This window comes from Peribacillus simplex (genome assembly GCF_001542915.1).
Classification (GTDB): domain Bacteria; phylum Bacillota; class Bacilli; order Bacillales; family DSM-1321; genus Peribacillus; species Peribacillus simplex_B.
The window spans coordinates 48,570-74,325 of sequence record NZ_LNNH01000038.1; the positions used below are offsets into that span (position 1 = coordinate 48,570).

A 25,756-nucleotide genomic window follows, 5' to 3' on the forward strand; every position below is an offset into this window, starting at 1 on the left:
TTCCGTTTCATTCCACTTTGTGTGAACAAGAAGTGGAAATCTCCATTGCCCACAGTATGGGGGAATCTGTACTTGGACCGTTTCATTGCACTGCAGGCACTTATCTTTCAGAGGCGGTCTTTAAGCTTCTCGGCTTTCAGCCTGCGGGTCTCAAGTGAACGCGCAATTCCCGCAGGAGTCTCGCCGCCTTCCGTTTCATTCCACTTTGTGTGAACAAGAAGTGGAAATCTCCATTGCCCACAGTATGGGGGAATCTGTACTTGGACCGTTTCATTGCACTGCAGGCACTTATCTTTCAGAGGCGGTCTTTGAGCTTCTCGGCTTTCAGCCTGCGGGTCTCAAGTGAACGCGCAATTCCCGCAGGAGTCTCGCCGCCTTCCGTTTCATTCCACTTTACGTGAAAATGTATTTCGAATCCTGCCTAATCACAGGGTTGGAGGAGGGCATGGACATTGACCGTTGCTTTACTTTTCAGGCACTCGCTTATCCAGAGGAGGTCGGGGAAAATGGTGAGCTGCATTTTGGGTCTTTACTTGTTTAAACAGTTCTTCTACCGCACCTAGCCACCTAAACATCGGACAAGAGGATAAGATCACGCGTGCAATTTGCAAAAAAAAGGGTTTCGGAATGAAATCACTCCGAAACCCTTTTTCTATACAGCCAGGTTGTACTGGCGTCTTACTTTTTCACATTCATTAAGCGGATGTTTTCTTTTCTTGACCCTTGATGGTCGTGCCATCTTTAAGGACAAGCTTTGGAGATTCATTTTTGGAAATCGTGTTGCCCGTGATCACACATTTTGCAACATCATCACGTGAAGGCAGATCGAACATCACTTCTAGAATGATGCCTTCAATGATGGAACGCAATCCACGGGCACCCGTTTTACGCTCAATCGCTTTTTTGGCAATTTCACTTAACGCTTCCGGTTCGAATTCCAATTCGACATCATCAAGCTCAAGTAATTTTTGATATTGCTTAACAAGAGCATTTTTCGGTTGAGTCAGGATTTCAATCAAAGCGGCTTCATCCAATTGCTCAAGAGTCGCAATTACTGGCAGTCGTCCGATGAATTCCGGGATCAATCCGAAACGTAGCAAGTCTTCAGGAAGTACTTTGGAAAGCAATTCTTTTTCCGCAATATCATCCTTTTTCACATCAGAGCCAAATCCAATGACCTTTTGGCCAAGACGGCGTTTGATGATCGGTTCGATGCCATCGAATGCACCGCCACAAATGAACAGGATATTGGTCGTATCGATTTGAATGAATTCTTGATGCGGATGTTTACGTCCACCTTGAGGCGGCACGCTTGCAACGGTTCCTTCAAGAATTTTCAATAAAGCTTGTTGCACGCCTTCTCCAGATACGTCACGTGTAATCGAAGGGTTTTCCGATTTACGCGCAACTTTATCGATTTCATCAATATATATGATGCCTTTTTCCGCTTTTTCAACGTCATAATCGGCTGCTTGAATCAATTTAAGGAGGATATTTTCCACATCTTCCCCTACGTATCCAGCTTCCGTCAATGAAGTCGCATCAGCAATGGCAAAAGGAACATTCAATAGACGGGCCAATGTTTGTGCAAGAAGGGTTTTCCCGCTTCCTGTCGGTCCGATTAGGGCAATGTTACTTTTCGAAAGCTCGACATCGTCGACTTTGCTATTGGAATTGATACGCTTATAATGATTGTAAACCGCAACAGCCAAAGATTTCTTCGCCTGTTCTTGTCCAATCACGTATTCATCAAGAATTTCCCGGATTTCCATAGGTTTAGGTACATCTCTGAATTCCACTTCTTCATCAGTACCAAGTTCTTCCTCGACGATTTCCGTACAAAGCTCGATACACTCGTCACAAATATATACACCTGGACCAGCAACCAGTTTACGGACTTGTTCTTGTGTTTTTCCGCAAAAAGAACATTTCAGCTGTCCTTTTTCATCATTAAATTTAAACATGTACGTTCACCCCTTTAAATACTCTTCCAACTCTAGTACATAGCGGTACCCAATCTTAATTGAAAAAAAACTAGGCACACCTCTAGTTAAGCATTCCAAATCCCTAGTATGTTTTGCATTTTATCATGTTCTTGGAAGTTTAGTAACAAAAATGCTCACGCGTCCGAGTTGTTAAATAAGTACAATAATCAATCAATATGTATTTGCCCTTTACCAGTATGCCCAAAACTTTTGATTTTTAAAATTAGGATTCGCTGTATAAATATGTATATGCGGTATTAGAACTAATCTACACTGAAATCCAAAAAAAATCAATCAGGAAATAACCGATATTTGAAATTTCCACTAATTCTCAATATGTATAAAACAAGGCACGATTACTCGCGCCTTGTTTTTTTAAAAGAAAATATTAAAATCCGCTTACTTATAAAAATTATTTAGCGTCAACTGTTTTGCTGTTTTCTACCAAGAAGTCAATGGCTTTCTTAATTTTAAGATCGCCTTTGATGCCTTCCAAGTTTCCAAGAGCTTGTTTGATCGCATCAATTTCCATATTGTACATTGTAGCCATTTGTCCAAGCTCGGCTTCTACATCTTCATCAGTCGCTTCAAGCTTTTCAGCTTCAGCGATTGCTTCAAGAGTTAAGCTCGTACGAACTTGTCCTTCAGCTTCTTCTTTCATTTGCGCTTTCAAAGCTTCTTCATCTTGACCTGAGAATTGGTAGTAAAGTTCTAGATTAAGACCTTGAGATTGAATGCGTTGAGAGAATTCGTTCATCATGCGGTCCACTTCGTTGGAAATCATAGCTTCAGGAACGTCCATTTCTGCACCTTCAACAGCTTTGCCAATTACAGTGTTTTGAATGAAGTTTTCTTCTTCATGTTTTTTGTCATGCTCTAATTTATGTTTTGTTTTTTCTTTCAGTTCAGCCAACGTTTCCACTTCGTCGTCAACGTCTTTCGCGAACTCATCATCCAACTCAGGAAGTTGTTTTGTTTTGATTTCGTGAATTTTCACTTTGAATACAGCTGGTTTTCCTGCAAGTTCAGCAGCATGGTATTCTTCAGGGAAAGTAACTTCGATATCTTTTTCAGCGCCAGTTTCAAGACCAACAAGTTGCTCTTCGAATCCTGGGATGAAAGAATTAGAACCGATTTCCAATGAATGGTTTTCGCTAGCTCCGCCTTCGAATGCTTCACCATCAACGAATCCTTCAAAGTCAAGAACAACTGTATCGCCTTCGGCAACTTGTCCTTCTTCTTTCACGACAAGCTCAGCTTGACGCTCTTGTAAAGTTTTCAATTCGTTATCCACATCTTCGTCCGTTACTTCCGTGTTGAACTTTTCAACTTCAACACCTTTGTAATCTCCTAATTTAACTTCTGGCTTAACTGTTACAGTTGCAGTGAAAATTAGGTTTTCGCCTTTTTCCATTTTCTCGATGTCGATTTCTGGACGATCTACAGGCTGAATTCCAGCTTCTTCGACAGCATTTGCGTAAGCGTCCGGAAGAATGATATCAAGCGCATCTTGGTAAAGAGATTCTACGCCGAATTTTTTTTCGAACATTTGACGTGGCATTTTACCTTTACGGAAGCCAGGTACGTTTACTTGTTTCACTACTTTTTTGAAAGCTGCGTCTAAACCTTCGTTTACTTTTGCAGCGTCAACTTCGATTGTTAGTACGCCTTGATTACCTTCTTGTTTTTCCCATTTTACAGACATGTGTTTCCCTCCAAAAAATCTATATACTTCAATAATAAGCATTGGATGAATATGCTTTGCAAGTGTTAACAAGTCATCCCTCAAATATACCCAAAAAATCTTGGGTTTCGTCAAAATTAGACGAATTATACATTACAACCACTACATTATACCACAGGTTGATTCTGTTACAACAGCAATAGGTTAAATAATGGGATAAGAAATTTCCTCAATTTCTTTTAAATAGGAAAGAATATCGGCTACGGCATCCTCTTCTGCGAGGTAAAATCCTGCTATGCCCCTCGCGGAAACTTCACCAGTCATGTATTCCTCCGCCAAGGCATGGTAAGCGGCCGCCCAAGAAGGAATGCTCTCCTGTTCCGGTTCGAAGGGGTATAACAGGGAGGAATGCCGTTCGATTAAACTATGCACCATCTCGAACAAGCTTGGGTTATCTTGACTGATTCTTGCTTCCGTCAGGCTGGTGATCTTCTTATAGAAGTCCGTTTCCTTCAAGCTCTTCAATTCCGTCGGGAGGACCGACTTCGATTCATTGAATTTGCTAAGTCTCACTTGTTCGTTATATTCCTGGTCGGTCAGAATGTTCAGGAGCATCGTTTTAAAGAAGGGGTGCCCTTCGGATTGCAGAAATTGCTCGATTTGAGGGATAAACGGTCGGATATTGATATGCGTTAGTTTTGAAATGACCAAAAACATTTCATTATCCGTCTTGCCTTCAAAAAGCCCATCCTCTTGCAATTCCACTGCAATCTGCTGAGTGTTCCTGTCTTCTTCCTCTTTTTTATCCTCAAGTGCCCGTTTACTGAACTGCAGCATCTTCTCGAATTGTTCCTCTTTGTCGAACGGAATTTGGTTCTCGTCAAACAGCAGCTCGATCGTCGTGACCATTTCTTGATGCTCGCCTAATTGCAGCAAAACCATCAAATAGATATTGATCAGTTGAAAATAGTCACCGATGCCTTTATTCAGCATCTCTTTGCACAATTCCTTTGACTCCTCATAAAACTCCAGCTCGACAAGCGAGACTACAAGCCCCATGCACACCTCATCATCTTCAGGTTCATACTCCCTCGCTTGGCTGAAAAGCTGGGCAGCAGCTTTGAAGTTTCGATTACCTAGCTCATCCAACCCTTTGGCGATCAGCCTTTCACCGAGTTTTGGAAAGGCGATAACCCTAGCTTCTCCGTCCTTTTTTCGGTTGTTCTCATTATCCATCCTATTTTCCGCCTCACCGTTCACTTTTTGAAAAACAGTTTAGCATGTAATAGAAGGAAACACAAAAATTTCCCCGGATCTTCACTTATATATGCTGATTTCCGTATTTCCAGTCATAAAAAATCCCGTTTTCTTTCCCAATGGGAATTGAAAACGGGAGATAATCCTTCTGCGCTTATATGGATACAGCTTTGGTTCGTGATTCATAGGCAGAAATCTCTTTGTCATATTGAAGCGTGATGGAAATTTCATCCCACCCCTTGACGAGCATTTCCTTCCAGTATGGATGAATGTCAAAGCTTGCCTCGAATCCTTGGTCGTCCTTCAAGGTTTGATTCGGAAGATCGATCGTCAGCTCATGGTCAGGCGCTGATGCAGCCCGCATCAAATGCCTGACTTCATCCGGCGTCAATGCGATCGGAACCATGCCATTTTTCATGCAATTACTTTTGAAAATATCTGCATACGACGGTGCGATGACGATATCGAAGCCGTAGTCTTTCAATGACCAAGGAGCATGCTCGCGCGAGGAACCGCAGCCGAAGTTTTCACCTGCTATTAAAATGGATGTGTTTTGATTATGGGGTTGATTCAATTCAAAATCAGGACGTTCTTTCCCGTTTTCATCAAAACGCCAGTTATAGAATAAAAATTCCCCAAAGCCGCTGCGCTCGATCCGTTTCAAAAACTGCTTAGGGATAATTTGATCGGTATCCACGTTTTTACGGTCAAGAACCGCCGCTCTTCCTTTATATAACGTAATGGGTTCCATTACTTGCACCTCCGATTAAAGTGTTAATGAATTTGTTCCGTCTTCTGAAAATTCCTGATATCGACAAATTTCCCATGAATGGCAGCCGCAGCAGCCATGGCAGGACTAACCAAGTGTGTCCTTGCACCTGCACCCTGGCGCCCTTCGAAGTTTCGGTTACTGGTCGAGGCACAATGCTCTCCGGCTGGCACGGCATCCGGATTCATGCTCAGACACATGCTGCAGCCTGACTCACGCCACTCAAAACCTGCAGATTTAAAGATTTCATCGAGCCCTTCATCCTCCGCTTGCCTTTTTACACTTTGCGAGCCCGGAACGACCATTGCCCTCACCCCTTGATGAACCTCGTGGCCGTCTATCATTTCTGCGGCCTGCCGCAAATCCTCAATGCGGGAATTCGTACAAGACCCTATGAAAACATGCTGAACCGGAATATCGGTGATCGCCATGCCTTCCTCAAGGCCCATATACTCAAGTGCACGATTCAATTCCTTCGGATCGATGGTATCCTCGGCAAAGGTCGGCACCTTGCCGTCCACACCACTGGCCATTCCCGGGTTAGTGCCCCAGCTTACCATTGGTGAAATGAGGCTGCCGTCGAGGATGATTTCTTGGTCATATACAGCATCTTCATCACTGGATAGTGACTGCCAATCCTGAACATATCGTTCGAATTCCTCCCCTTTCGGCATATATTTACGACCCTTCAAATAAGAAAAAGTCGTTTCATCAGGAGCAACCAGCCCTGCTCTTGCCCCGCCTTCGATGGACATATTGCAGACGGTCATTCGCTCCTCCATTGACATATCCCGGAAAACTTCCCCACAGTATTCAATGATATGCCCCGTGCCAAAATCGACACCGAATTTGGAGATGACATATAAAATGACATCTTTCGCCTTCACACCGTGTCCCAGCGTGCCATTAACTTCAAGCTTTAACGTTCTTGGTTTTGTTTGCCATAGCGTTTGCGTCGCTAATACATGCTCGACCTCACTTGTACCGATTCCAAATGCTATCGATCCGAACGCACCATGTGTAGAGGTATGACTGTCCCCGCAAACAATCGTCATTCCCGGCTGCGTCAGCCCCAATTCCGGGCCGATGACGTGAACGATCCCTTGTTCCGGACTATCCAAGTCAGCAAGGCGGATACCGAACTCCTTACAATTTTGGTCAAGTGCTTCCAGCTGTTTCCTGGCAATATCATCCTCGATGAAATAGCGATTGACGGTCGGAACATTATGATCCATGGTCGCAAAGGTACGGTCCGGCCTCCTGACGGTGCGTCCCTTTAATCTCAACCCTTCAAATGCTTGCGGCGAGGTCACCTCATGTATATATTGAAGGTCTATATACAATAGATCCGGTTTACCTTCCTCTTCATTTACAATATGCCGGTCCCATATTTTCTCTATTATCGACTTTCCCATCCGTATCCACCTCGATCAATCTTATATTTTTTTAAAAAACACGGCCTAATGTTAGGCCGTGAAGACGTTTATGCATAAGCACCCATGATATTGGAAATGGCTTCCTGGTCTAAAAGGCTGGCTTTAATTTCGGCAATCATCTCTGAAGTAGTGGTAATATCCCGTTGCCCATTTGCGATATCGCCTGTTCTCAAGCCGTATTCAAGCACCGTTTCCACAGCCTGCTCGACGGCATGTGCCTCATCCTCCAAACCGAAGGATAACCGCAGCATGGAAGCCGCCGATAAAATGGTCCCGATTGGATTGGCCAAGTTTTTGCCAGCAATATCCGGCGCAGAGCCATGAATCGGTTCATATAGATTAGGTCCTTCCGCAGATATCGAAGCCGAAGGAAGCATACCAAGCGAACCGGTCAATACAGACGCCTCATCACTTAAAATGTCACCAAACATATTCTCCGTTACGATAATATCGAATTGTTTCGGGTTTTTAATCAGCTGCATGGCCGCATTATCCACAAGCATATGCTCTAGCGTCACATCCGGATAATCTTTGGCGACTTCCTCGGCCGTTTCACGCCACATCCTGCTGGATTCAAGAACATTCGCTTTATCGACGGAGGTGACTTTTTTCTTGCGATTGGAAGCCATTGCAAACGCCAGTTCAATGATGCGCTTCATTTCGCTTTTCTGATAGAAAAGCGTATCGACGACCGCTTCCTTCCCGTCCCTTTCCACTCGTTCGCTTGGTTTTCCAAAATAAAGGCCACCGGTTAATTCCCTGACGATCACGAAATCCACATCTTCAATGAATTCCTTTTTAAGGGGAGAAGACTCCGACAAGCTGGAATAATAGCTGATTGGACGGATATTGGCATAAAGATTCAAATCTTTACGGATTTTCAGCAACCCCCGTTCCGGCCTTAGGTGTGCTGGCTGATCATCCCATTTCGGGCCTCCGACTGCCCCTAATAATACCGCATCGCTATTTTGGCAAATCTTCACAGTATCATCAGGCAATGGTGAACCTGTAAGATCGATGGCACCGCCGCCAATATCACCATATTGAAAGTCAAATTCGTGTCCGTATCTTTGGGCAACGGCTTCGAGGATTTCTACAGCGCCTCTAGTCACTTCCCTACCGATGCCGTCTCCCTGAAGCACCGCAATATTCCTTTTCATCGAAATCTCCCCTTCCTATTGTAATACTGCCTTTTCTTCCAGTTCCCTCATGATGATGACGCGGTTCACAGCGTTCAAATACGCTTTTGCGGATGCTTCCAGAACGTCCTGATCAAGCCCGCGCCCGCTCGTTTCCACACCGTTATAATCAATTTTGACAAAAACCTGAGCAAGGGCATCCATTCCTCCGCCCACCGATTGGATTCGGTAGTCTTGCAGGTTCACTTCACATCCCAAGCATCTCTCGAGAGTATTATAGAGGGCCTCGACACTTCCTGCGCCTGTGGCTGCCTCCTGAATTTCTTCATGATCGCCTTTTTTCAACGTTACCGTCGCTGTAGCTGTTTGATGTGTACCGTGAGAAATCTGCAAGGAAGTCAATTCATAAAAGCTGAGATCCGCCGCTTTCTCTTCAAGCACAAGTGCCACGATATCTTCATCCGTCATGGTCTTTTTATTATCCGCCAATTCCTTGAATTGAACGAATAACGAGTTCATCTCTTCATCCGTCACGGAAAAATTCAATTCTTGCAATCTCTCTTTGAAGGCATGACGTCCTGAATGTTTGCCTAATACGAGTGAATTGGAGGATACGCCGACAAGTTCAGGTGATATGATTTCGTATGTCGTTTTTTCTTTTAACATGCCATCCTGATGAATGCCCGACTCATGGGCGTATGCATTGGCACCGATTATCGCTTTATTGGCAGGAACCTGCATCCCCGTCAGGCGGCTGACCAAATCACTGGTCCGTTTGATTTCATTCAATACGAGGTCCGATTTTGCTTGATAGAAGTCTTTACGGATGTACAGTGCCATGGCCACTTCTTCCAGCGCAACGTTACCGGCACGTTCGCCTATGCCGTTGATCGTTCCTTCGACTTGTGTCGCCCCCCCTTCGATGGCGGCCAATGAATTGGCCGTTGCCATCCCCAGGTCGTCATGGCAGTGTGCCGATAAACTAACCTTATCAATAGAAGGAACATGTTCACGAAGGTATCTGAAAATGTTGCCGTATTCGATAGGAGCGGCATAACCTACCGTGTCAGGTATATTAATCACCTTGGCACCAGCTTGTATGACCGCTTCAACGATTTCCGCCAAGTAGTCCAGCTCCGTTCGACTCGCGTCTTCTGCGGACCACTGTACGATTGGAAAACGGGCCGCACCGTATTTGACCATCTCGACCGACTTCTCAATCACTTGCTGCTTCGTCATTTTCAACTTATATTCACGGTGTATCGGGGAAGTGGCGATGAACGTGTGCAGCCTTGGTTCCGCCCCGATTTTCAATGAATCCCAAGCTGCATCGATATCTCCTTTCACCGCACGCGCCAGCCCTGTGACAGAGCTGTTTTTAATTTTGCGTGCGATTTCCTGGACGGAGTTGAAATCCCCTTTGGATGCTGCCGGAAAACCGGCTTCGATAATATCGACACCCAATCTTTCAAGCTGATAAGCTATTTCAAGTTTTTCGGTGAAATTCAAGTTAACGCCAGCGGATTGCTCCCCATCTCGAAGCGTCGTTTCAAATATATTAATTTTTCGCAACGGCTACCACTTCTTTCTCTTTTTGTTGAGGTTTGACGAATGGCATCATCTTTCTTAATTCACGGCCGACAACTTCGATTTGATGTTGGTTTTCGCGGTTATTGATGGCATTGAAGACCGGACGATTCGCTTGGTTTTCCAAGATCCATCCTTTAGCAAACTCGCCGTCTTGGATATCTTTCAAGATCGCTTTCATGGCTTGTTTCGTCGTTTCCGTCACAACGCGTGGCCCGGAAACGAAATCCCCCCATTGAGCTGTGTCGGAGATCGAATAGCGCATGTTTTCCATCCCGCCTTCATACATAAGGTCGATGATCAATTTCAGTTCATGTAAACACTCGAAGTAGGCTACTTCCGGCTGGTATCCCGCTTCTGTCAGTGTTTCGAAGCCAGCTTTCACAAGCGATGTCAGTCCGCCGCAAAGGACAGCCTGCTCACCGAATAAATCCGTTTCCGTTTCTTCCTGGAATGTCGTTTCCAATCCGCCCGCTCTTAATGCACCGATTGCCCTAGCGTACGCAAGCGCCAATTCCCTTGCTTCGCCCGTAACATTTTGATGGATGGCAAACAATGCCGGCACTCCTGCACCTTGTTCATATGTACGGCGAACTAAATGTCCAGGGCCTTTAGGCGCTACCAATAATACATCTACGTCTGCGGGCGGAACGATTTGATTGAAATGGACGTTGAATCCGTGTGCGAACATTAATGCTTGACCTGCACGCAATACCGGTTTGATTTCGTCTTGGTATACTTTAGGCTGGGTTTCATCCGGCAAAAGGTTCATGATTACATCTGCTTGTTCTGCCGCTTCTTTAACCGTATAAACATTGAATCCGTCTTCCACCGCTTTATCGAAGGACTTTCCTTTCCTGATTCCGATGATCACTTCAACGCCGCTGTCACGAAGGTTTTGTGCGTGTGCGTGCCCTTGAGAACCATATCCGATTACTGCCACCTTTTTATTGTTGAAAAAATTCTCGTTTGCTTCAGCGTTATAATATACTTTTGCCATAATGATTACATCTCCCTTTTCTTTTCATGTTTTGTAGTTTTTTTGTTTTTTGTTTTTTTGTTTTTTTGTTTTATACGATGGTTGCGCTTTTTGCATGTGCCAGCTGCATGCCCCGCGGGATGGCAGCTGTTCCTGTTCTTGCCAATTCCTTGATGCCATATGGCTTGATCAATTCAATGAAGGCACCGATTTTATCGGATTCCCCAGTGATTTGAACGGTCAGGCTATCTTTGCTGACATCGATTACGGACGCCCGAAACGGTTCGATCAATGCATAAATCTCGGCCCGGCTCTGTGTGGTCACCAATATTTTGATGAGTGCAAGCTCCCTTGCCACAATCGACTGATTCGTGATGTCAATCACTTTCAACACTTCGATTTGTTTGTTCAATTGCTTTGTGATTTGTTCGACGACTGCTGCGTCGTCAACATCGACCACGAAGGTCATTCTTGAAATGCCTTCCTGCTCGGATGGACCGACAGCCATGCTTTCAATGTTATAATTTCTTTTCGTGAACAGGTTCGTAATCCGATTCAGGACACCTGGCCGGTTGTTCACGGTGAGGCTAAGAATTCCCTTCATCATTAAACTCCTTCCATCTCATCAAGCCCTTTTCCTTGTGCCACCATCGGAAAAACATTTTCATTTTGCTTTACACGGAAATCAATCAGCACCGGACCATCAGTCGCTAACGCTGAATCCAGGCACGCGCTCGCTTCTTCCTCCGTCGTCACCTTGTACCCCTGAATTCCATATGCATCAGCCAGCTTCACGAAATCCGGATGTGACTGGAAAATGCTGTGTGAAAACCGGTTTTCATGAAAGAGTTCCTGCCACTGCCGAACCATTCCAAGCGCGCCATTGTTGACGATGATGATTTTGATCGGCAGCTTCCTTTCGGCAATGACCGAAAGCTCCTGAAGGCACATCTGGAATCCCCCATCCCCCGAAATGGAAAGCACCGTCGCTTTCGGATCGGCCAACTGTGCACCGAGAGCCGAAGGCAACCCAAAGCCCATCGTTCCCAGCCCCCCCGAGGTGACCCAAGAATTCGGTTTGTTGAACCGATAGTATTGCGCTGCCCACATTTGATGCTGTCCGACATCCGTCGTAACAATCGCTTCCCCATTTGTTTTTTCATGCAGCATCTGGATGACTCGCTGCGGTTTCAGCACACCCTCTTCATGGTCATAGCGCAACGGGAACTCTTCATTCCACTTTGTGAGCTGCACTGTCCATTCTTCAATTTCCGGCTTGCTGCCATTTTGGGCAATCAATTCCTTCAGCGCATCCTTTGCACTGCCTACTACCGGAATCTTCGTCGGCACGTTTTTACCGATTTCAGCTGGATCGATATCGATATGGGCTACCGCTGCATGCTGGGCGAACTTGGAAAGATTGCCTGTCAAGCGGTCATCGAACCTGGCCCCGATATTAATCAGTAAATCACATTTCGATAACGCCATATTGGCGGCAAAACAGCCATGCATACCGCCCATTCCGATGAAGAGCGGGTGATCGGCAGGAAAGCCTCCCAGACCCAATAAGGTGTGGACGACAGGAATGCCTTGCTGCTCGACATATTCCTTCAATAAATGGGATGCCTTTGCATGCAGGACCCCAGCACCTGCTAGGATGACCGGTCTTTTCGCTCCGCTTACGGCTTCGACAAGCTTTCTGATCTGCAGGTAATTCGGAACGGTCGTCGGCTGATAGCCCGGAAGGTCCATCTCCGGCTCCGTCTCCACCGATGGCGCTTCTACAATCGCCATATCTTTGGGTATATCGATCAATACGGGGCCAGGCCTTCCGCTTGAAGCGATATAAAAGGCTTCTTTTATGATGCGCGGGAGGTCTTCCGGTTTCCTTACCTGGTAGTTATGCTTGGTGATCGGGGTAGTGATCCCCAAAACATCGGCCTCCTGAAATGCATCTGTCCCAATCACACTGGTTGAGACCTGGCCGGAAATAACGACAAGCGGCAAGGAGTCAATCATGGCATCCGCCAAACCGGTAACAATATTCGTTGCACCTGGGCCCGAGGTGACGATGACCACGCCCGGCTTGCCGGTAATCCTGGCATAACCTTCAGCCGCATGGATGGCGCCTTGTTCATGTCTTGTCAAAATATGAAATAGCCCCGAGCTATAAAGCTTGTCATAAATCGGCAATACGGAACCGCCAGGATAACCAAAGATCACTTCGACATTTTCCTTCTTCAATGCATTCAACAAGAACTCGGCACCACTATAATGCATCTTTACACTTTTCCGATCAGCTACAACTGATTTTTGTGTCATTACGTAAAAACCTCCTTCGCTTTCTCATCTTTTAAAAATTCTGAATTTTCAGCTTTTTGAGCATACAAAAAAGCCTTCCCACCCCAAATGTACTTGCCTTGGCAAGTTAAAGGGGTGAAAAGGCTTGATGAGCCACTCCACGGTACCACCCTTTTTCGCATGGAATTCCATGCGCACTTCGAACAGCCTATAGCCATTCTCTGTTTTGGTAACGGGTACTGGTACGCACCCGTTCAGCTCTACTAGTCTGACGTTCAAGCTGAAACTCCAAGGTGAGTTCATCTTTCGGGACAATACCGGTTCTCAGCAACCCGGCTCTCTGTGAATGCCTTGTAAAAAGACTACTTATCCTCTTCAATGCTTTTCGCATTATTCAATATTTTTAAGGAATGCTTATGTGTGATGTCTTGTATTTGTGATTATCTTACGCGTATTTCAGAAGGTAGTCAACAGGTTTTTGAGAATTTTTTGATAATTCCAAATTAAAAGATTTGTTGTATACGCTTACATCCCCATCACTGCCACATTCTATAAAAATGTCAATTGAATGATTAATTTTCAAGAAGGTGGGGATTGCACTCAAACATGAATGCTAAAAAAATCTTCCCCGTTTACATGTCTCCTTCAACCAGATAGGTGACAAACCGTATATTTCGCCGTCAGCCTCCTATGTGTCCATCATTTCTAGATACAAGACTCGGCCTCCAGCCTCCTTGGAGATCTCTTACGGAAAGCCCGCCTGACATTTCAAGGTGCGGAATATCGCGGAACAGGGAAAAATCCCCGCCCCAAACAAAACCTAGCGATTTCGCAATGCCCCCTACTCTTGTCCATTTTTCTTCCTCAGTCCATAATGCGCTCCTGCCGTCATCGCCGACGATGACGAAATCAACGGCCAGTCCATAATTATGCAGCGATTGACCCGCTTTGGCATAGGTCACGATCGGCTTTGATTTATTCGTCCTTCCTTGCCCATACAATCGGGCTTGTTCGGCAAAACTGCGATGGCCGAGTGTTATTCGAATCATGATCCCTTCTTCATATGCTGATTTCACCACCTCCAGCATCGACTCTTTCACGACCGGGTTCATTCCGCTTCCCATACATTCGGCTGCGCTATCCAAAAGGGTCTGTAGTTTAATTGCCATAATGCCACCTCCCCTATATTTAATGCATGCAAAACCGTTCGCGGAAAGGCGCTTTATGACAAAGTATGGATGAAGACACTTTTGAGTGATGATTCACCAACCGGAACACGCTGTATATGCCCTAAAAAGGCGAAAGGGCCGGACCCGGAAAGGTTCCGAATAAATCCAGCCCTCCCAGGTCCAGCCCTTTCATTCATTTAGCCCAAACATCCTCGTAATCCGGATGTTTTTCAAACTGTTGTTGAACGAAGGAACATACCGGAACAATTTTCAGGTTTTCCTCACGTGCAAGTGCAACTACTTTTTCAAGAAGGGCATTTCCTATCTTCTGACCGCGAAGCTTGTCAGACACGACAGTATGGTCGACGGTCATTTCATGAACACCTGATTTAAAGAATGTAATTTCTGCTAGCCTTTCGCCATTTTCTTCAACAAAAAAAGAATTCTCTCCTTTTTGGATATCCACCATATGGATGACCTCCTTTTAGATCTCTTTTATCATATCTCACAAAATCGAAATTAAACAAATCATGAGTCATGTTCAAGACAACACTCATCCTATTCCACTGATCTTAACCCATAAACCATTGCTGCAAAATGGCTGGCACCTACATAGCATGTCAAGTTTTCTACCAAGGTTATTAAAAACGGGCTGCTGACACGATGCTGCAGATTGCTAATTCCAGGTAGCACGAAGCCATACAACGCAACGAATATGCATCACTCAGCATCCCCGATTATTAGCAGCTTGATTACATGAAGTTTTTCGTTCATCCAACTCCAATGGAAGAAATCTTCCCATTATTATGTAATAATCTATAAATAATGGAAAGAACTAAAAAACTGCCCTATAATGAGAGGGCAGATTGGGAAGCTTTCATAAAAAGGAAAAATATAAAACGATCATTGATAGCAGAATGACCATGAATATAGCAATAAGTATGACGTTCGCGCTGGAGGACTGGAAGGTCCCATCATGTATTTGCCGCCTCTTCTGCAGATAGGCGGACGTTGCCAGCACTGTAATGATAAGACCAAGAGCACACGCGAACATGCCGAGTACAATACTGATCAAGTCAATCCGTGCATCACGATGAACACCAATCGTAAAATGCAGGCTCGTCGTGAGAAAACCAACCCCAACAATCGCGATCACCGTTCTTATCCAAGCTAAAAAGGTTCGTTCATTAGCGAGGTGCTGCTGGGCATATTTCAATTGATTTTTATCCATGTCATCATTATGATTCATCCATTTGACTCCATCCAATCCTTTTATGTACTTTCCCCGTTTTTCCACATCATCCATCATTTTTTAAGGAGAGAAAAAGCCCTGATCATCGAGCCTATGAACATCAGTCCAGCACCGCCAAGCAATAAATAAATACAACGGGTTTTATCAATAACATTCAAAGGATAAAGCAAGGCACACAGTGCAATGATCGTCCCTATCCCCGTCATGGTCCATCCTAGTTTTTTCATTTGCAGCTCCTATAATAAATTATTTAGTGAAAGTTTTCTACGAAAACGATACACTCCTCACCACTAGCTTAAACCATTTAAAAACCAACAACAAGTAGGCCTTCAAATTATACAAAAAAAGAACCATAACCGGCTCCCAGTCGAAGATGTACCGATCTATTGCACATCTCCATCTATACATATATTTCACCAGGGTAATATGATAAGGCTGTTTCCGCATCCTTTGTTGCTAATCGCGAAGCAATGCGGTGTTGTTGATTTCTTCTCCAATGCCCAGCATGGCAGAAGGCGGGCGGTGAGCTTCCTCGTAAGTGAACGGTCTCACCTGTCGCGCCGCTCCCGCAGGAGTCTCGCAATCTGCTCCAATCAACCTTCATTAGTTTCGTTTTAATAACAACAATTTTACGAAAGAGCCAATGATAAAGAACCCTCCAATAGCCAGGATCCTTTATCAAGTCAGGCCCGTTAAACGAAATAAGGGTATAGAAACTCTTCCAATCCTTTATAGTCCGTTGGCTTTCTCCTTGTTATAGCCTCGTTCCCCATAAGGCTGCACCTTCTCCAGCCACGCTTCTTCAAGTTTTTGCAGTTCCCTTTTGGTATCAAAAAACCCTGTTTCCTTCGGCTTTAATACCTCTAGCACCTCAAAGACAAAAGCATCTTTTCCATAATGATTCCACTCTTCTTGCAGCGCTTTATTGGTACTGGTTCCCATAGATAATTCAAATTGTTTACCTTTCAATGTCTTCAGGTTTCTTGTGCTCGCGATAAACACCTTATGATTATGCTGATTTTTTATTTGATAAATTCCCGCTTCCACTTTCGTTTCTTTAAATAATTGCTTCAATTCTTTTTTACGATCCATATTCCTTACGCCCCCATTCATTTCTTCAGCCAATATTGGCTCCCATCAGGCTTCCGATCCAAGAATCCATATTCTATTAAATATCTTCGCAAAAGAACATGATCATGATAGACGGTTGCTAATATTCGATTGATTTCTTTTTCCTCGTATTTCCGCTCATTTTCAAAGCGATTCGTGATTTCCTGCAGGATGAGCAGCCTTTGTTTTTCCTTAGGCGGGAAAGACTTCAAGGCATCCTTGCTACCGTTAGGGAAAAACTTCTTTATAGCCGCCGCCTTTTCATTCTCTGTAACGTTATAACGGTCATCGACCATCCTTGCTTTTTGATGGAGTGGAACGAATGCCGGCGCATGTTCATCTCTCTCTTTCAAAAGTTCCATCATCGCTAAAAAAAGTTTGGCTTGACGCTCCTTCTCCTTCAGAACAAAGCGATGGTTGCGAATTGTCGAAGCACTGCCAATACCCATTTCCTTTTGAACCTCGGCATCGTTCTTCCCTTGGTAAAAAAGACGAAGCAAACGATTTTGATGGTCTGTGAGACCCGTAAGTTTTTTATCAAGATCCATCAAGTATTCAAATACGGACACATGCTCACGTTCAATATGAATTCGCATATAACGCTTCGCTTCATAAAGAACCCCTTCCTCTGGGTATACGATTCCCTTTTGAATCGCATGACCGCACAACAAACATGTATATTGCTCCTCATCCTCGATATACCCTTGTTTAAGTTCATCCTGAGATGCACTCCAAAACATTACAGCGTTTTCCAAAATAACAAACACTTCCTCTTTTTGTTTACTATATATTAAACATAATATTAATTAGTTTGAAATATGTCAATGTTTTTTCCTTGCGATCGCCTCTGGAAAGCTATGTGCCTGCAGTGCAATGAAACGGTCAATGTCCAATACATCAAACCAGCAGGCAATCGGGATTCAACTTTAGTCTTCATGCAATGCGGAGTGAACGGATAAATTACAATTCCCAAGTCTGTAGATGTAGGCAAATGGAAACTCCATCTTCTTTTTCACGCAAAGTGGCAAGAAACGGTCAAGTATCAAAACCCAAAAAAACCTGTAGACAAACTCCACTATCATTCGAGTTTGTCTACAGGTTGGAGCATATGAAACATTAAAGGAAAAGCTAATCCGTTAAAGCTCTTAACGAATTAGCTAGGCACAAACTTCAGTATTCCCTCCAGATAAATTCCTTGCTCCTTGCGTGTGCATTCCCTCAGCTTGATTCTACCTTCGTTCTCTAACTCCTTGGCTAATTGGGCCACTTTAGTTCCATCTTCGGCTATCTCGACTGAAAAGAAATTACCCCGAGTGGAAGTTTGAATGAACTTGAACAAACGATCTTTATTCATTTAAACAACTCCTTATCCATAACAAGTTCGACATAAAAAGCAATCCACCTGCGATATTTTGAAATAAAATACTTCTTACCTGCCTGTGAATATCCGCCGCCCTCGATGGGAAGATTTTAGTTTCAATAAAAAATAAAACATTTTTGTTTTTTTATAAATTACCCGATACAAAAATCAGCATATAGTCCCGTTTATTCACTATTTTTTTCATTATTCATGGATAAACTACAGACTTTTTACTTGTTTTTGTTTGAAATTTATCAGAATATTATATATACTTTAGGTGGTTGCAGCCAAAATAACCTTTAATTGGAAGGAGAATTGCATTGAGAAAAAGCAAATTAGTATTAACAGGGCTTTTATCATTAGGCATTCTAGGGTATGCAGGAACGGAAACACAAGCTCAGGAGGTACGAAGCTTCTCTGGCTATAATGTTACTTATTCTGGAGCTGAAAAATTTGCACCATATTCGTTGAGAAAATCAAACACTAGAGGTGTTGTTAATCTATCAAACGATTCTGGTTCTGCTTGGATTACAGCAACTATGAAAAACTCTGATGGTGTATACAGAGGTGGAACGACTGTCCAAAGAGGAAAGCGGGCCACATTTTCAGCTGTAAATTGCAAAGTAGGGTATAAGTACAAATTAGGGCTAAGAAAAACCAATAATACCGGTGGAGGGAAAGTGACGATAAAAGGTTCTTGGTCTGCAAGTGGCGGTTAAACGTTAATGGAATGTAAAGTGTTGTCCGGGATTTCATTCTTGGGCAACACCCTTTAAATAATTAAAGCTAGTAGAAACAGCGGAGGAAATTCAATGTTACTCAGTAAATTTAAAATCAGAAGCAGATATATGGCGTTAGCATTTTTTTTGTTGTTTGGCGGATTGACCCTTTCCTGGGTGTTTGCTAGTCATTATTTTGAAATCATGACTATGGATTATAACGCACCTGATTTAGCAGGGACTAAAGAAGAAATCAGACAAATTGCTATCGCCTCCATTTCAAATTGGGAAGTATTTGTTGATTCATCGATGTTTCACATCATCAACTTCATTCCCGTTTTATTCATATTACCTACGCTTGGATTATTCACAGAAAAGAGAAGTTTATACGTTCTCAGAAGACATCGGTTTCCATTAATAAAGAAGGCTGTTTATAGAGATGTCATACAATATACATTGTTATCAACGTTTACTGTTGTATCAACCTATTTATTGTATTATTCGATCGGGGCAATCTTTGTTTATCGCAGTCTTGATGATATAGGAGGATTCGCTTCAATTTTACCTCACAATTTTTATAGCAGCCATCCTTACCTCTTCTTTGTTTTCATGGTATGTACAATTTATTTATGTTTAGCATTCGTGTTCAGTTTGTTAGCGTGTGCATTGGTTCTTTTATTAAATCGAGAGTATAAAGTCCTTGTATCGGTATTAATCATCTATTTTTTGTACGGAAAACTAGGTGTTTACACTCAAAGTGTTTGGTTTGACATTTTCGCAAGCTTTACCGCTTTCAACACCATGTATTCCACATTGGAAGCATTTCTACCATTGGTTCTATTATTTATCATTTCGATACTATTACTGGTAGTGGGTGTAAACAAGACAGTTAAAAATCCTGAAAGTTAAAGGTCTAAAAAAGTGGCGATAAAAAACTATCCAATATTATTACTAACCGTTATGATCACTTCCATTTCATTAGCTTTTATTAACTATATCCAAGGCTATCAACATATCATCATCTATATGAATGACTATAATGAATCGTTACCAGCTGAAGCGATCCTTGATCGGATCTTTGTTAATAAAGCCTTTAACCAGATTGAACATATGGAAGGAAATAGCGTTCTCCATTTCATCAGTCCATATACGTTTTATGCAGCGTCGATTTTTTGGGGTTCCATTTCTTTCCTCATGATCAAGAAAGCCTATCATCCATTTGTTTTTTCCCGAATCAACCTGCAACGAGAGGCTTTAAGAATAATCAGGGGTCGATACATCCTTCCTGTAACGTTATTTGTATTTATATACGTCAGTTCCATTTTTACGTTCGTTTTTGTTCATGGTGCACTGGAATTTGAGTATCCAGCTTCAATCATAAGACAATTTTTATTTTTTGGCATCGCAAGCATTCTCATTTCCTTAGGACTTTCATCAATCTTGTTTTACCTCTATTTGAAATTCCAAGAAACGATGGCATTATTGACTGTGTTCATACTCATTTCCGTATTATTCATCATGGATCTGCAACTAAAGACGTTCAGCATTGTATTTATTAGTGGAGATGCTTATTTTGTTGGTGGGATGATTGCCGGAATATGCTTAATGATTCTTTCCCACTTTTTACTACGGAACTTGAAATATAAAATTGCATAGGGGCCTTAATATGATTAAAGTACAGAATATTAACAAGAGCATAAAACATCACACCATTCTAACTAATATTTCCTTATCTATTAATTCAGGTATTTGTGTGGGCTTTGTAGGGCCAAACGGATCAGGCAAAACGATGTTGTTAAAAGCGATTTGTGGATTTACGGCAATTAATGATGGCGAGATTTGGGTGGAAGGCAAACGAATCCTTTTCAGTAAGAAATATATTGACAATGCCGGCATCATCATTGAACAGCCCCCATTCATAAACTACTTAACTGGCATGGAGAATTTGTCCATCTTAGCAAATATACAAAAAAAGATTACAAAAGAAGATATCGTTCAAACCTTAAAAAAGGTGGGTCTAGCTCAGGCAAAAGACAAAAAAGTGAAGGAATATTCCTTGGGCATGAAACAACGTTTAAGGATAGCACAAGCCATTATGGAGAACCCGAATATATTAGTTTTGGATGAACCTTTCAATGGATTGGATAAGAAATCCGTTATTGAGATCCAAGAGCTGTTATTGGATTACAAGAAGAACGGAGTCACGATTCTACTAACAAGCCATGATGATAGGCAAATAAATTATCTTTGTGACATAGTCTATGAATTGAATGGGGGCGAGCTCGTTGAATAAAAAATATGCTTGTCTTATCTTGGGCATACTCTTACTAACAGCATGCTCTCCATATGGAATTACTGGAAATCCAGAAGATGCTAGTGATACCGAATCCACTCCTGAAGAAATAACTGCCATGGAAAATCCTCCAACTTTTTCAATAACAGTGGAGGAATTTGAAAAAGAGATAGTAAACAATGATAATCAAAGGCTCCTGATCAAAACAGAGTCAGGTTTCAATACAAAAGATAATAAAATCCAGCTTACTTATGATTTAACAGATGAAAAGAAAAAACTAGCCGACCTTTTTTTATTCGTTGAGGAATCTAAAGAAGACTTCCCCACTATTGAAAAGAAATTTACGGCTGTTTTAGAAGTGATTTTTCAATCTTTGGACGTATCCTATGATATAAGCGAATTAAAAGCTAATTTAAAAGGAAATGATTTCCTCGGTATGGATACGGACGATGTTTCCGTATCGATAACAAATAATAGTACAAATATTCAATTGGCTATCATTCCGAAATAGCGACATGTACGCCTGAAAGGGCTTAAGCTTATTTTGCGTCAACTGCACTATTATTTATGGTGAAAAATGCATATAATATTTCCGACCCGGAACTTTTCTAAAGACATTTCTAAACAAATAAAAAATCACCCTGGAATGTTGACCAACCAACATTCCAGGGTGATTTTTCTAGTTAGTGTCCCAGGAGAGATTCGAACTCCCGACCGACGCCTTAGAAGGGCGTTGCTCTATCCAGCTGAGCTACTGAGACATGATGCTGTCCCTTATCAGCCAAACAACAGGCATATCAAAGGGTTACAAGAATTAAAACTTTCACTGTAAGACTACACTATAAATAGTAGGGTTTAGAACAATTCCCTAACAAAGTTCTATTACCATGTATCAGAATACCCTAAAGCTTTAAAGTTTTCAAGTACTTATGTATAATATGTTTGCTTTATTTATCACATACACATTTCATAAAATACTAGTTACTAATTCCGATAGATCCAGAAGACTATGGGGCATGAAAAGCGTAGCACTTTAAGTCTTTCAAGAGCCTAAATAGGCATGATTTTAGCTCGCAGTTTCCTCCACGCATCGGTTGTGCAGTTTCTTATCGTTTAAAGAATGATTTAGAGAAAGAAAACGAGTGGTTTTGTACTTTCTTACGCAGGCGAACATTTATAGACGGAGACACCCTCTCAAAAATTATTGTAAGGACTTAACTAAAAGTTCTATCAGAAGCAGGGGGAAAGGTACATATACATATTCCTTAAGATTATCAGCAACTTCCCCTACTGTTCTATTATCTCCTAATACCCATATCGGAGGAGACAGATGAGGGTGAGGCTGGCATTTCTCTTAATAAGCAAGGAGCACACATTGCGCTGAGCTGCTACAATTCAGTATCTTGACTTGGCAGGAAGGGATATTGCATTGCATGAACGAAAAAAAATATGCTCCCACAGCGTTATAACCTGTGTTAGCATACCTTTTCTGTTAGTGTCCCAGGAGAGATTCGAACTCCCGACCGACGCCTTAGAAGGGCGTTGCTCTATCCAGCTGAGCTACTGAGACGTTTATGATATAAGTTGCGGTAAAACTTATGTATTACCTTAACTGTTCCCTTAGGACACTTCTTATTATAGTAGGATATCAAAAGAAAGTCAACGCTTTTTCTAAAAAAGTTTTTTCCTTTTTTAAAAATCCAGGAAGCGGGGAAAAACGCTTCCTGTTCATTATACATGAAGTCATTCGAATTGATAAGTATTTCTTAGTTCATCAACTATTTTTCCTTCAAGGTCATAATAGGTGATTTCAAGTTGGTCTTTTTCGAGTTCCAAAATGGCATAGGTCTTCTCAATTCTCCCCCGCGGCTGACGGATGCTTCCAGGGTTGATGAACAGCTTGCCGTCGATCATTTCAGAACCTGCAGCGTGGGAATGGCCAAAGCAAATGATATCAGCTCCCATTTCTTCGCTTTTGTAAGCTACGTTCATCAACGTCATCTTGATGTTGTAAAGATGCCCATGAGTAAGGAAGAATCGTTTGCCCGCGATGTTCTCCACAACGTCATTCGGGTAGGCGGCATCATAGTCGCAGTTGCCGCGAACGGCGAGGAAATCCTTCATGAGGGGGTCTTTTCGTTCCAATTCGGAGTCCCCACAATGAATCATGGCCGCGACTTCATGTTTATGACGGTCGGTTATCATGCCAATTTCCTGCGTTAGCCCATGACTGTCACTCATGATAAGGACTTTCATCGTCACATTCCCTCCTCCCTCTTTAGAAATAGATCAAGTTTTTCATCCAAAGCCTTCAAGGCATGGGCCCGGTGGCTGATTTGGTTTTTTTGCTCTTTCGTCAATTCTGCACTTGTTTTGCCTTTTTCTTTAACAAAAAAGATAGGATCATACCCAAATCCATTCTCTCCAGAAGGTTGGTCCGTTATGACACCCTCCATCGTTCCTGATACCGTAATCGTTTCCTGGTTCGGTGAGGCTAGTGCCAAGGCGCAATAAAATCTCGCGGTCCTTTCCGCTTCAGGTACGCCTTCCAGTTCGCTGAGGACTTTTTGCGTGTTCGCTTCGTCACTTTTCGCTTCACCGGCATAGCGCGCTGAATATACGCCCGGCCTGCCATCCAGTGCATCTACGATCAATCCTGAATCATCCGCAATGACAAAATGGCCCAACTGCCGGGCAATGGCCTCCGCTTTCAGGATTGCATTGGCTTCAAACGTTGTACCCGTTTCCTCCACGTCCGGTGCACCCGGTACATCGAGGAGCGTCTTGACTTCATATCCTTTAGCAGCGAACAAGCTTTCGAATTCCTTGGCTTTCCCTCTATTCTTCGTTGCAATGATTACTGTCTTCATCCTTCATCTCACCTTTTTTCTTTTTTTGATCTTCGAATAATGTAATAAGCCCTTTTTGGGGCCACGCTGTAACTCGTTATATGTAATTGTCGACTCTTACCCAGTGCCTTGTGATTCAACTGACCTTCCCATTCATATCCACAAGAGCTGGTGAATCTACCAGGTCATTTAAGTCTAACACAATTCGTGCTTCTTCTAAAATCCCGACACTTGTAGCCGCCAGATGATTGCCCACGTTATATTTCCATGGTTCGTCTTGTAATCGTCCCCCATTGATTGATTGGTTGCTTTCTGGAACACGGATGAAGCGGATACCTCCTGTTATTGGCACGTCTGCCTCCTCCTAAATCCCCCAAAAATAAGAGGCAGCGGTAGGCTGCCTCGATGTGCTCCATCTCTCGTATACAAAATCGTTTTTTTAAAAACTACCAGTATTGACCTTTTCGGGACGGACCACAGGCTCTGATATTTTCTTTCCTTCTTCATTCAAAATATCGGCGCTGCCCTTCACTTGTACTTCAACACTTTCGATGCCTTTTTGTTCCGTTAACGAAAGGACCAAGGCATCGAGAACTTCTTTTGAAACTTTTTTCTCTTTGAAGCTGCCCAGGATATTTTCGTTGAAATTGAGGCTGACCTTGCCATCCGCCATTTTAGGCTGATCAAGTAAGGCTACATCAGTCATGAAGCCTGTTTGCAAATTCGAACCCGAAGGACTCTTCGTCAATTCCTGAACCGCAGCTGTAACATCATCAGATACCGTTTCACTGATCCGGCGCGTTACCGGTACATAATACGTATATTCCTCGTCACCGCCGACATAATAAACGGTCAATGCTTTCGTATTCGAAATGTCGACTGCGTCACTTGTATCGATATTGATTCCTGAAGATCTGGATATATTCTCATCGATCGGTGTGCCATTGACAGGCATTTCGGAAATATCCTCGCCATTAATCCTCATTTTAATTTTATCGACGGAGTCAAATTGTGTCAGCGTCCATGTAATGGCTTGAAGGATCTTAAGCTCATCTTCTTTTTGGTAGTTTTTGAACTCCGGAGAAAAGTCCGCCACTGCCACTCCGTCTTTAATGTTCACGCTTATTTGCGTATCTGCAGGAATGACCGCCCTGAACCCATTTGGCAGTTTATCCGTGACCGGGCCGTTATTGACAAGATAATCAAGCGCCTGCTTAGCGACAGCTTCGGATTTAGGCAGTTCCAATGTCTGCGGAACCACATACCCGCTTTTATCAATTAAATATAACTCCGTTTTTACCGTTTTGGATTCAACAGCGCCTTCCTCACCATCTGTTGCAGGCTGCTCTTGACCCTTCGACTCTTTTAATGAAGATTCCTTGTCGACTAATGAAACATCCTTGGGTGGATCAATTTCCTTCTTCTCTTCACCGCCGAATAATCCGCACCCCGAAAGCCAAATGGAAGATGCAAGAATGGTAACAGCCATCGTTACTTTTGATTTATTGGACATAAAATCACTCCTAGGACAGTTTGTACTCCTATTTATACGAGCCCTAGGGGAAAATAGACCAATTATTTTTCATCTTTCTCCAGCCGCATGTGCATTGAGGACATGCGGCTGCCCCTATATCTTATTCTTTAATCACTGCTTCTTTCTTTATCTTGGACTTCCACCAAAAAAAAAAAGACTTCCAAAATGGAAGTCTCAGTTTGTAGACAAAAGGGGTTCGGAATTAAAAAATTCCGAACCCCTTTTGAAATTCCTTTGAAATTCCTTTGAAATTTTGACCAAAGGTTACGAGATTTGGGCTCTTCGAGCCACTATGTTAAGCCATTTTAGGACCTTGCCATGTCCAAGTGGCCA

Annotated in this window: 25 protein-coding genes, 2 tRNA genes, 1 pseudogene and 1 other annotated feature; of the genes and pseudogenes, 5 read left to right on the top strand and 23 right to left on the bottom strand. The window is 43.0% G+C overall.

All coding sequences use genetic code 11. From position 1 onward, the window contains the following. Positions 1–695: 695 nt before the first annotated feature. The 17 genes from clpX to AS888_RS17955 all read right to left on the bottom strand — a co-directional run bounded on the left by clpX (position 696) and on the right by AS888_RS17955 (position 18,022). The gene (gene clpX / locus AS888_RS17880; RefSeq protein WP_061143503.1) at positions 696–1,964 is read right to left on the bottom strand and encodes an ATP-dependent protease ATP-binding subunit ClpX; all 1,269 of its coding nucleotides are present in this window, start codon (positions 1,962–1,964) and stop codon (positions 696–698) included. Positions 1,965–2,397: 433 nt separating this feature from the next. After that, the gene (gene tig, locus AS888_RS17885; RefSeq protein WP_061143504.1) at positions 2,398–3,690 is read right to left on the bottom strand and encodes a trigger factor; all 1,293 of its coding nucleotides are present in this window, start codon (positions 3,688–3,690) and stop codon (positions 2,398–2,400) included. A 183-nt stretch (positions 3,691–3,873) separates the two neighbouring features. Further along, the gene (locus tag AS888_RS17890) at positions 3,874–4,905 is read right to left on the bottom strand and encodes a tetratricopeptide repeat protein (protein WP_061143505.1); all 1,032 of its coding nucleotides are present in this window, start codon (positions 4,903–4,905) and stop codon (positions 3,874–3,876) included. Between the two features lie 175 nt (positions 4,906–5,080). Next, positions 5,081–5,677: a 3-isopropylmalate dehydratase small subunit gene (gene leuD, locus AS888_RS17895; protein WP_061143506.1), complete on the bottom strand. Its 597-nt coding sequence runs from the start codon at positions 5,675–5,677 to the stop codon at positions 5,081–5,083. Between the two features lie 23 nt (positions 5,678–5,700). Continuing rightward, on the bottom strand, positions 5,701–7,110 hold the full coding sequence (gene leuC, locus AS888_RS17900; protein WP_061143507.1) for a 3-isopropylmalate dehydratase large subunit: 1,410 nt from the start codon (positions 7,108–7,110) through the stop codon (positions 5,701–5,703). A gap of 68 nt (positions 7,111–7,178) precedes the next feature. Further along, complete coding sequence (leuB, locus tag AS888_RS17905) at positions 7,179–8,291, bottom strand: 3-isopropylmalate dehydrogenase (protein WP_061143508.1); 1,113 nt, start codon at positions 8,289–8,291, stop codon at positions 7,179–7,181. Between the two features lie 15 nt (positions 8,292–8,306). Continuing rightward, positions 8,307–9,842 carry a 2-isopropylmalate synthase gene (locus AS888_RS17910; RefSeq protein WP_061143509.1) on the bottom strand — a complete coding sequence of 512 codons (1,536 nt, stop codon included), beginning with the start codon at positions 9,840–9,842 and terminating at the stop codon, positions 8,307–8,309. After that, positions 9,829–10,857 (bottom strand): ketol-acid reductoisomerase, encoded by a 1,029-nt coding sequence (gene ilvC / locus AS888_RS17915; RefSeq protein ID WP_061143510.1) that lies wholly within the window; start codon positions 10,855–10,857, stop codon positions 9,829–9,831. Before ilvC ends, AS888_RS17910 begins: the two co-directional genes overlap by 14 nt. A 70-nt stretch (positions 10,858–10,927) precedes the next feature. Beyond that, entirely contained in the window at positions 10,928–11,440 is a 513-nt protein-coding gene (gene ilvN, locus AS888_RS17920; RefSeq protein WP_061143511.1) for an acetolactate synthase small subunit, read from the bottom strand. A 2-nt stretch (positions 11,441–11,442) separates the two neighbouring features. Next, entirely contained in the window at positions 11,443–13,158 is a 1,716-nt protein-coding gene (gene ilvB / locus AS888_RS17925) for an acetolactate synthase large subunit (RefSeq protein ID WP_061143512.1), read from the bottom strand. 107 nt (positions 13,159–13,265) lie between these two features. Next, positions 13,266–13,525, bottom strand: a binding site (T-box leader). A gap of 292 nt (positions 13,526–13,817) precedes the next feature. Continuing rightward, positions 13,818–14,306: a M15 family metallopeptidase gene (locus tag AS888_RS17930; RefSeq protein ID WP_061143513.1), complete on the bottom strand. Its 489-nt coding sequence runs from the start codon at positions 14,304–14,306 to the stop codon at positions 13,818–13,820. A 193-nt stretch (positions 14,307–14,499) separates the two neighbouring features. Beyond that, complete coding sequence (locus tag AS888_RS17935) at positions 14,500–14,775, bottom strand: GNAT family N-acetyltransferase (protein ID WP_061143514.1); 276 nt, start codon at positions 14,773–14,775, stop codon at positions 14,500–14,502. Between the two features lie 408 nt (positions 14,776–15,183). Continuing rightward, entirely contained in the window at positions 15,184–15,612 is a 429-nt protein-coding gene (locus AS888_RS17940; RefSeq protein WP_260320265.1) for a YidH family protein, read from the bottom strand. Then, complete coding sequence (locus tag AS888_RS26180; RefSeq protein ID WP_185113125.1) at positions 15,612–15,785, bottom strand: hypothetical protein; 174 nt, start codon at positions 15,783–15,785, stop codon at positions 15,612–15,614. Before AS888_RS26180 ends, AS888_RS17940 begins: the two co-directional genes overlap by 1 nt. A gap of 502 nt (positions 15,786–16,287) precedes the next feature. Continuing rightward, complete coding sequence (locus AS888_RS17945) at positions 16,288–16,650, bottom strand: GIY-YIG nuclease family protein (RefSeq protein ID WP_061143531.1); 363 nt, start codon at positions 16,648–16,650, stop codon at positions 16,288–16,290. A gap of 17 nt (positions 16,651–16,667) precedes the next feature. Beyond that, entirely contained in the window at positions 16,668–17,408 is a 741-nt protein-coding gene (locus AS888_RS17950; RefSeq protein ID WP_397252096.1) for a DUF2087 domain-containing protein, read from the bottom strand. 413 nt (positions 17,409–17,821) lie between these two features. Continuing rightward, positions 17,822–18,022, bottom strand: coding sequence for a hypothetical protein (locus tag AS888_RS17955; RefSeq protein ID WP_061143516.1), 201 nt, complete (start codon positions 18,020–18,022; stop codon positions 17,822–17,824). Positions 18,023–18,348: 326 nt separating this feature from the next. Here AS888_RS17955 and AS888_RS17960 point away from each other — a divergent pair, with 326 nt between their 5' ends. From AS888_RS17960 to AS888_RS17980, 5 genes are all read left to right on the top strand, one after another. Next, on the top strand, positions 18,349–18,747 hold the full coding sequence (locus AS888_RS17960) for a hypothetical protein (protein WP_061143517.1): 399 nt from the start codon (positions 18,349–18,351) through the stop codon (positions 18,745–18,747). Between the two features lie 93 nt (positions 18,748–18,840). Continuing rightward, the gene (locus AS888_RS17965; protein ID WP_061143518.1) at positions 18,841–19,656 is read left to right on the top strand and encodes a hypothetical protein; all 816 of its coding nucleotides are present in this window, start codon (positions 18,841–18,843) and stop codon (positions 19,654–19,656) included. 51 nt (positions 19,657–19,707) lie between these two features. Continuing rightward, positions 19,708–20,403, top strand: a complete 696-nt coding sequence (locus AS888_RS17970; RefSeq protein ID WP_155645541.1) for a hypothetical protein — start codon at positions 19,708–19,710, stop codon at positions 20,401–20,403. Between the two features lie 10 nt (positions 20,404–20,413). Continuing rightward, positions 20,414–21,040, top strand: coding sequence for an ATP-binding cassette domain-containing protein (locus AS888_RS17975; RefSeq protein ID WP_061143520.1), 627 nt, complete (start codon positions 20,414–20,416; stop codon positions 21,038–21,040). After that, a complete protein-coding gene (locus AS888_RS17980) occupies positions 21,033–21,551 on the top strand; it encodes a hypothetical protein (protein WP_061143521.1) in 519 nt (172 codons plus the stop codon). Before AS888_RS17975 ends, AS888_RS17980 begins: the two co-directional genes overlap by 8 nt. A 176-nt stretch (positions 21,552–21,727) precedes the next feature. Here AS888_RS17980 and AS888_RS17985 read toward each other — a convergent pair. The 6 genes and pseudogenes from AS888_RS17985 to AS888_RS18010 all read right to left on the bottom strand — a co-directional run bounded on the left by AS888_RS17985 (position 21,728) and on the right by AS888_RS18010 (position 25,402). Continuing rightward, a tRNA-Arg gene (locus AS888_RS17985) sits at positions 21,728–21,801 on the bottom strand. 735 nt (positions 21,802–22,536) lie between these two features. Continuing rightward, positions 22,537–22,610: transfer RNA gene (locus AS888_RS17990), tRNA-Arg, on the bottom strand. Positions 22,611–22,783: 173 nt separating this feature from the next. Beyond that, entirely contained in the window at positions 22,784–23,296 is a 513-nt protein-coding gene (locus tag AS888_RS17995) for a metallophosphoesterase family protein (protein WP_061143522.1), read from the bottom strand. Positions 23,297–23,298: 2 nt separating this feature from the next. Next, positions 23,299–23,910 carry an XTP/dITP diphosphatase gene (locus AS888_RS18000; protein WP_061143523.1) on the bottom strand — a complete coding sequence of 204 codons (612 nt, stop codon included), beginning with the start codon at positions 23,908–23,910 and terminating at the stop codon, positions 23,299–23,301. A 130-nt stretch (positions 23,911–24,040) separates the two neighbouring features. Continuing rightward, positions 24,041–24,139: pseudogene (locus tag AS888_RS27175) on the bottom strand (ribonuclease PH); the annotation flags it as partial. Positions 24,140–24,328: 189 nt separating this feature from the next. Then, positions 24,329–25,402, bottom strand: a complete 1,074-nt coding sequence (locus AS888_RS18010) for a GerMN domain-containing protein (RefSeq protein WP_061143525.1) — start codon at positions 25,400–25,402, stop codon at positions 24,329–24,331. Between the last annotated feature and the right edge of the window lie 354 nt (positions 25,403–25,756).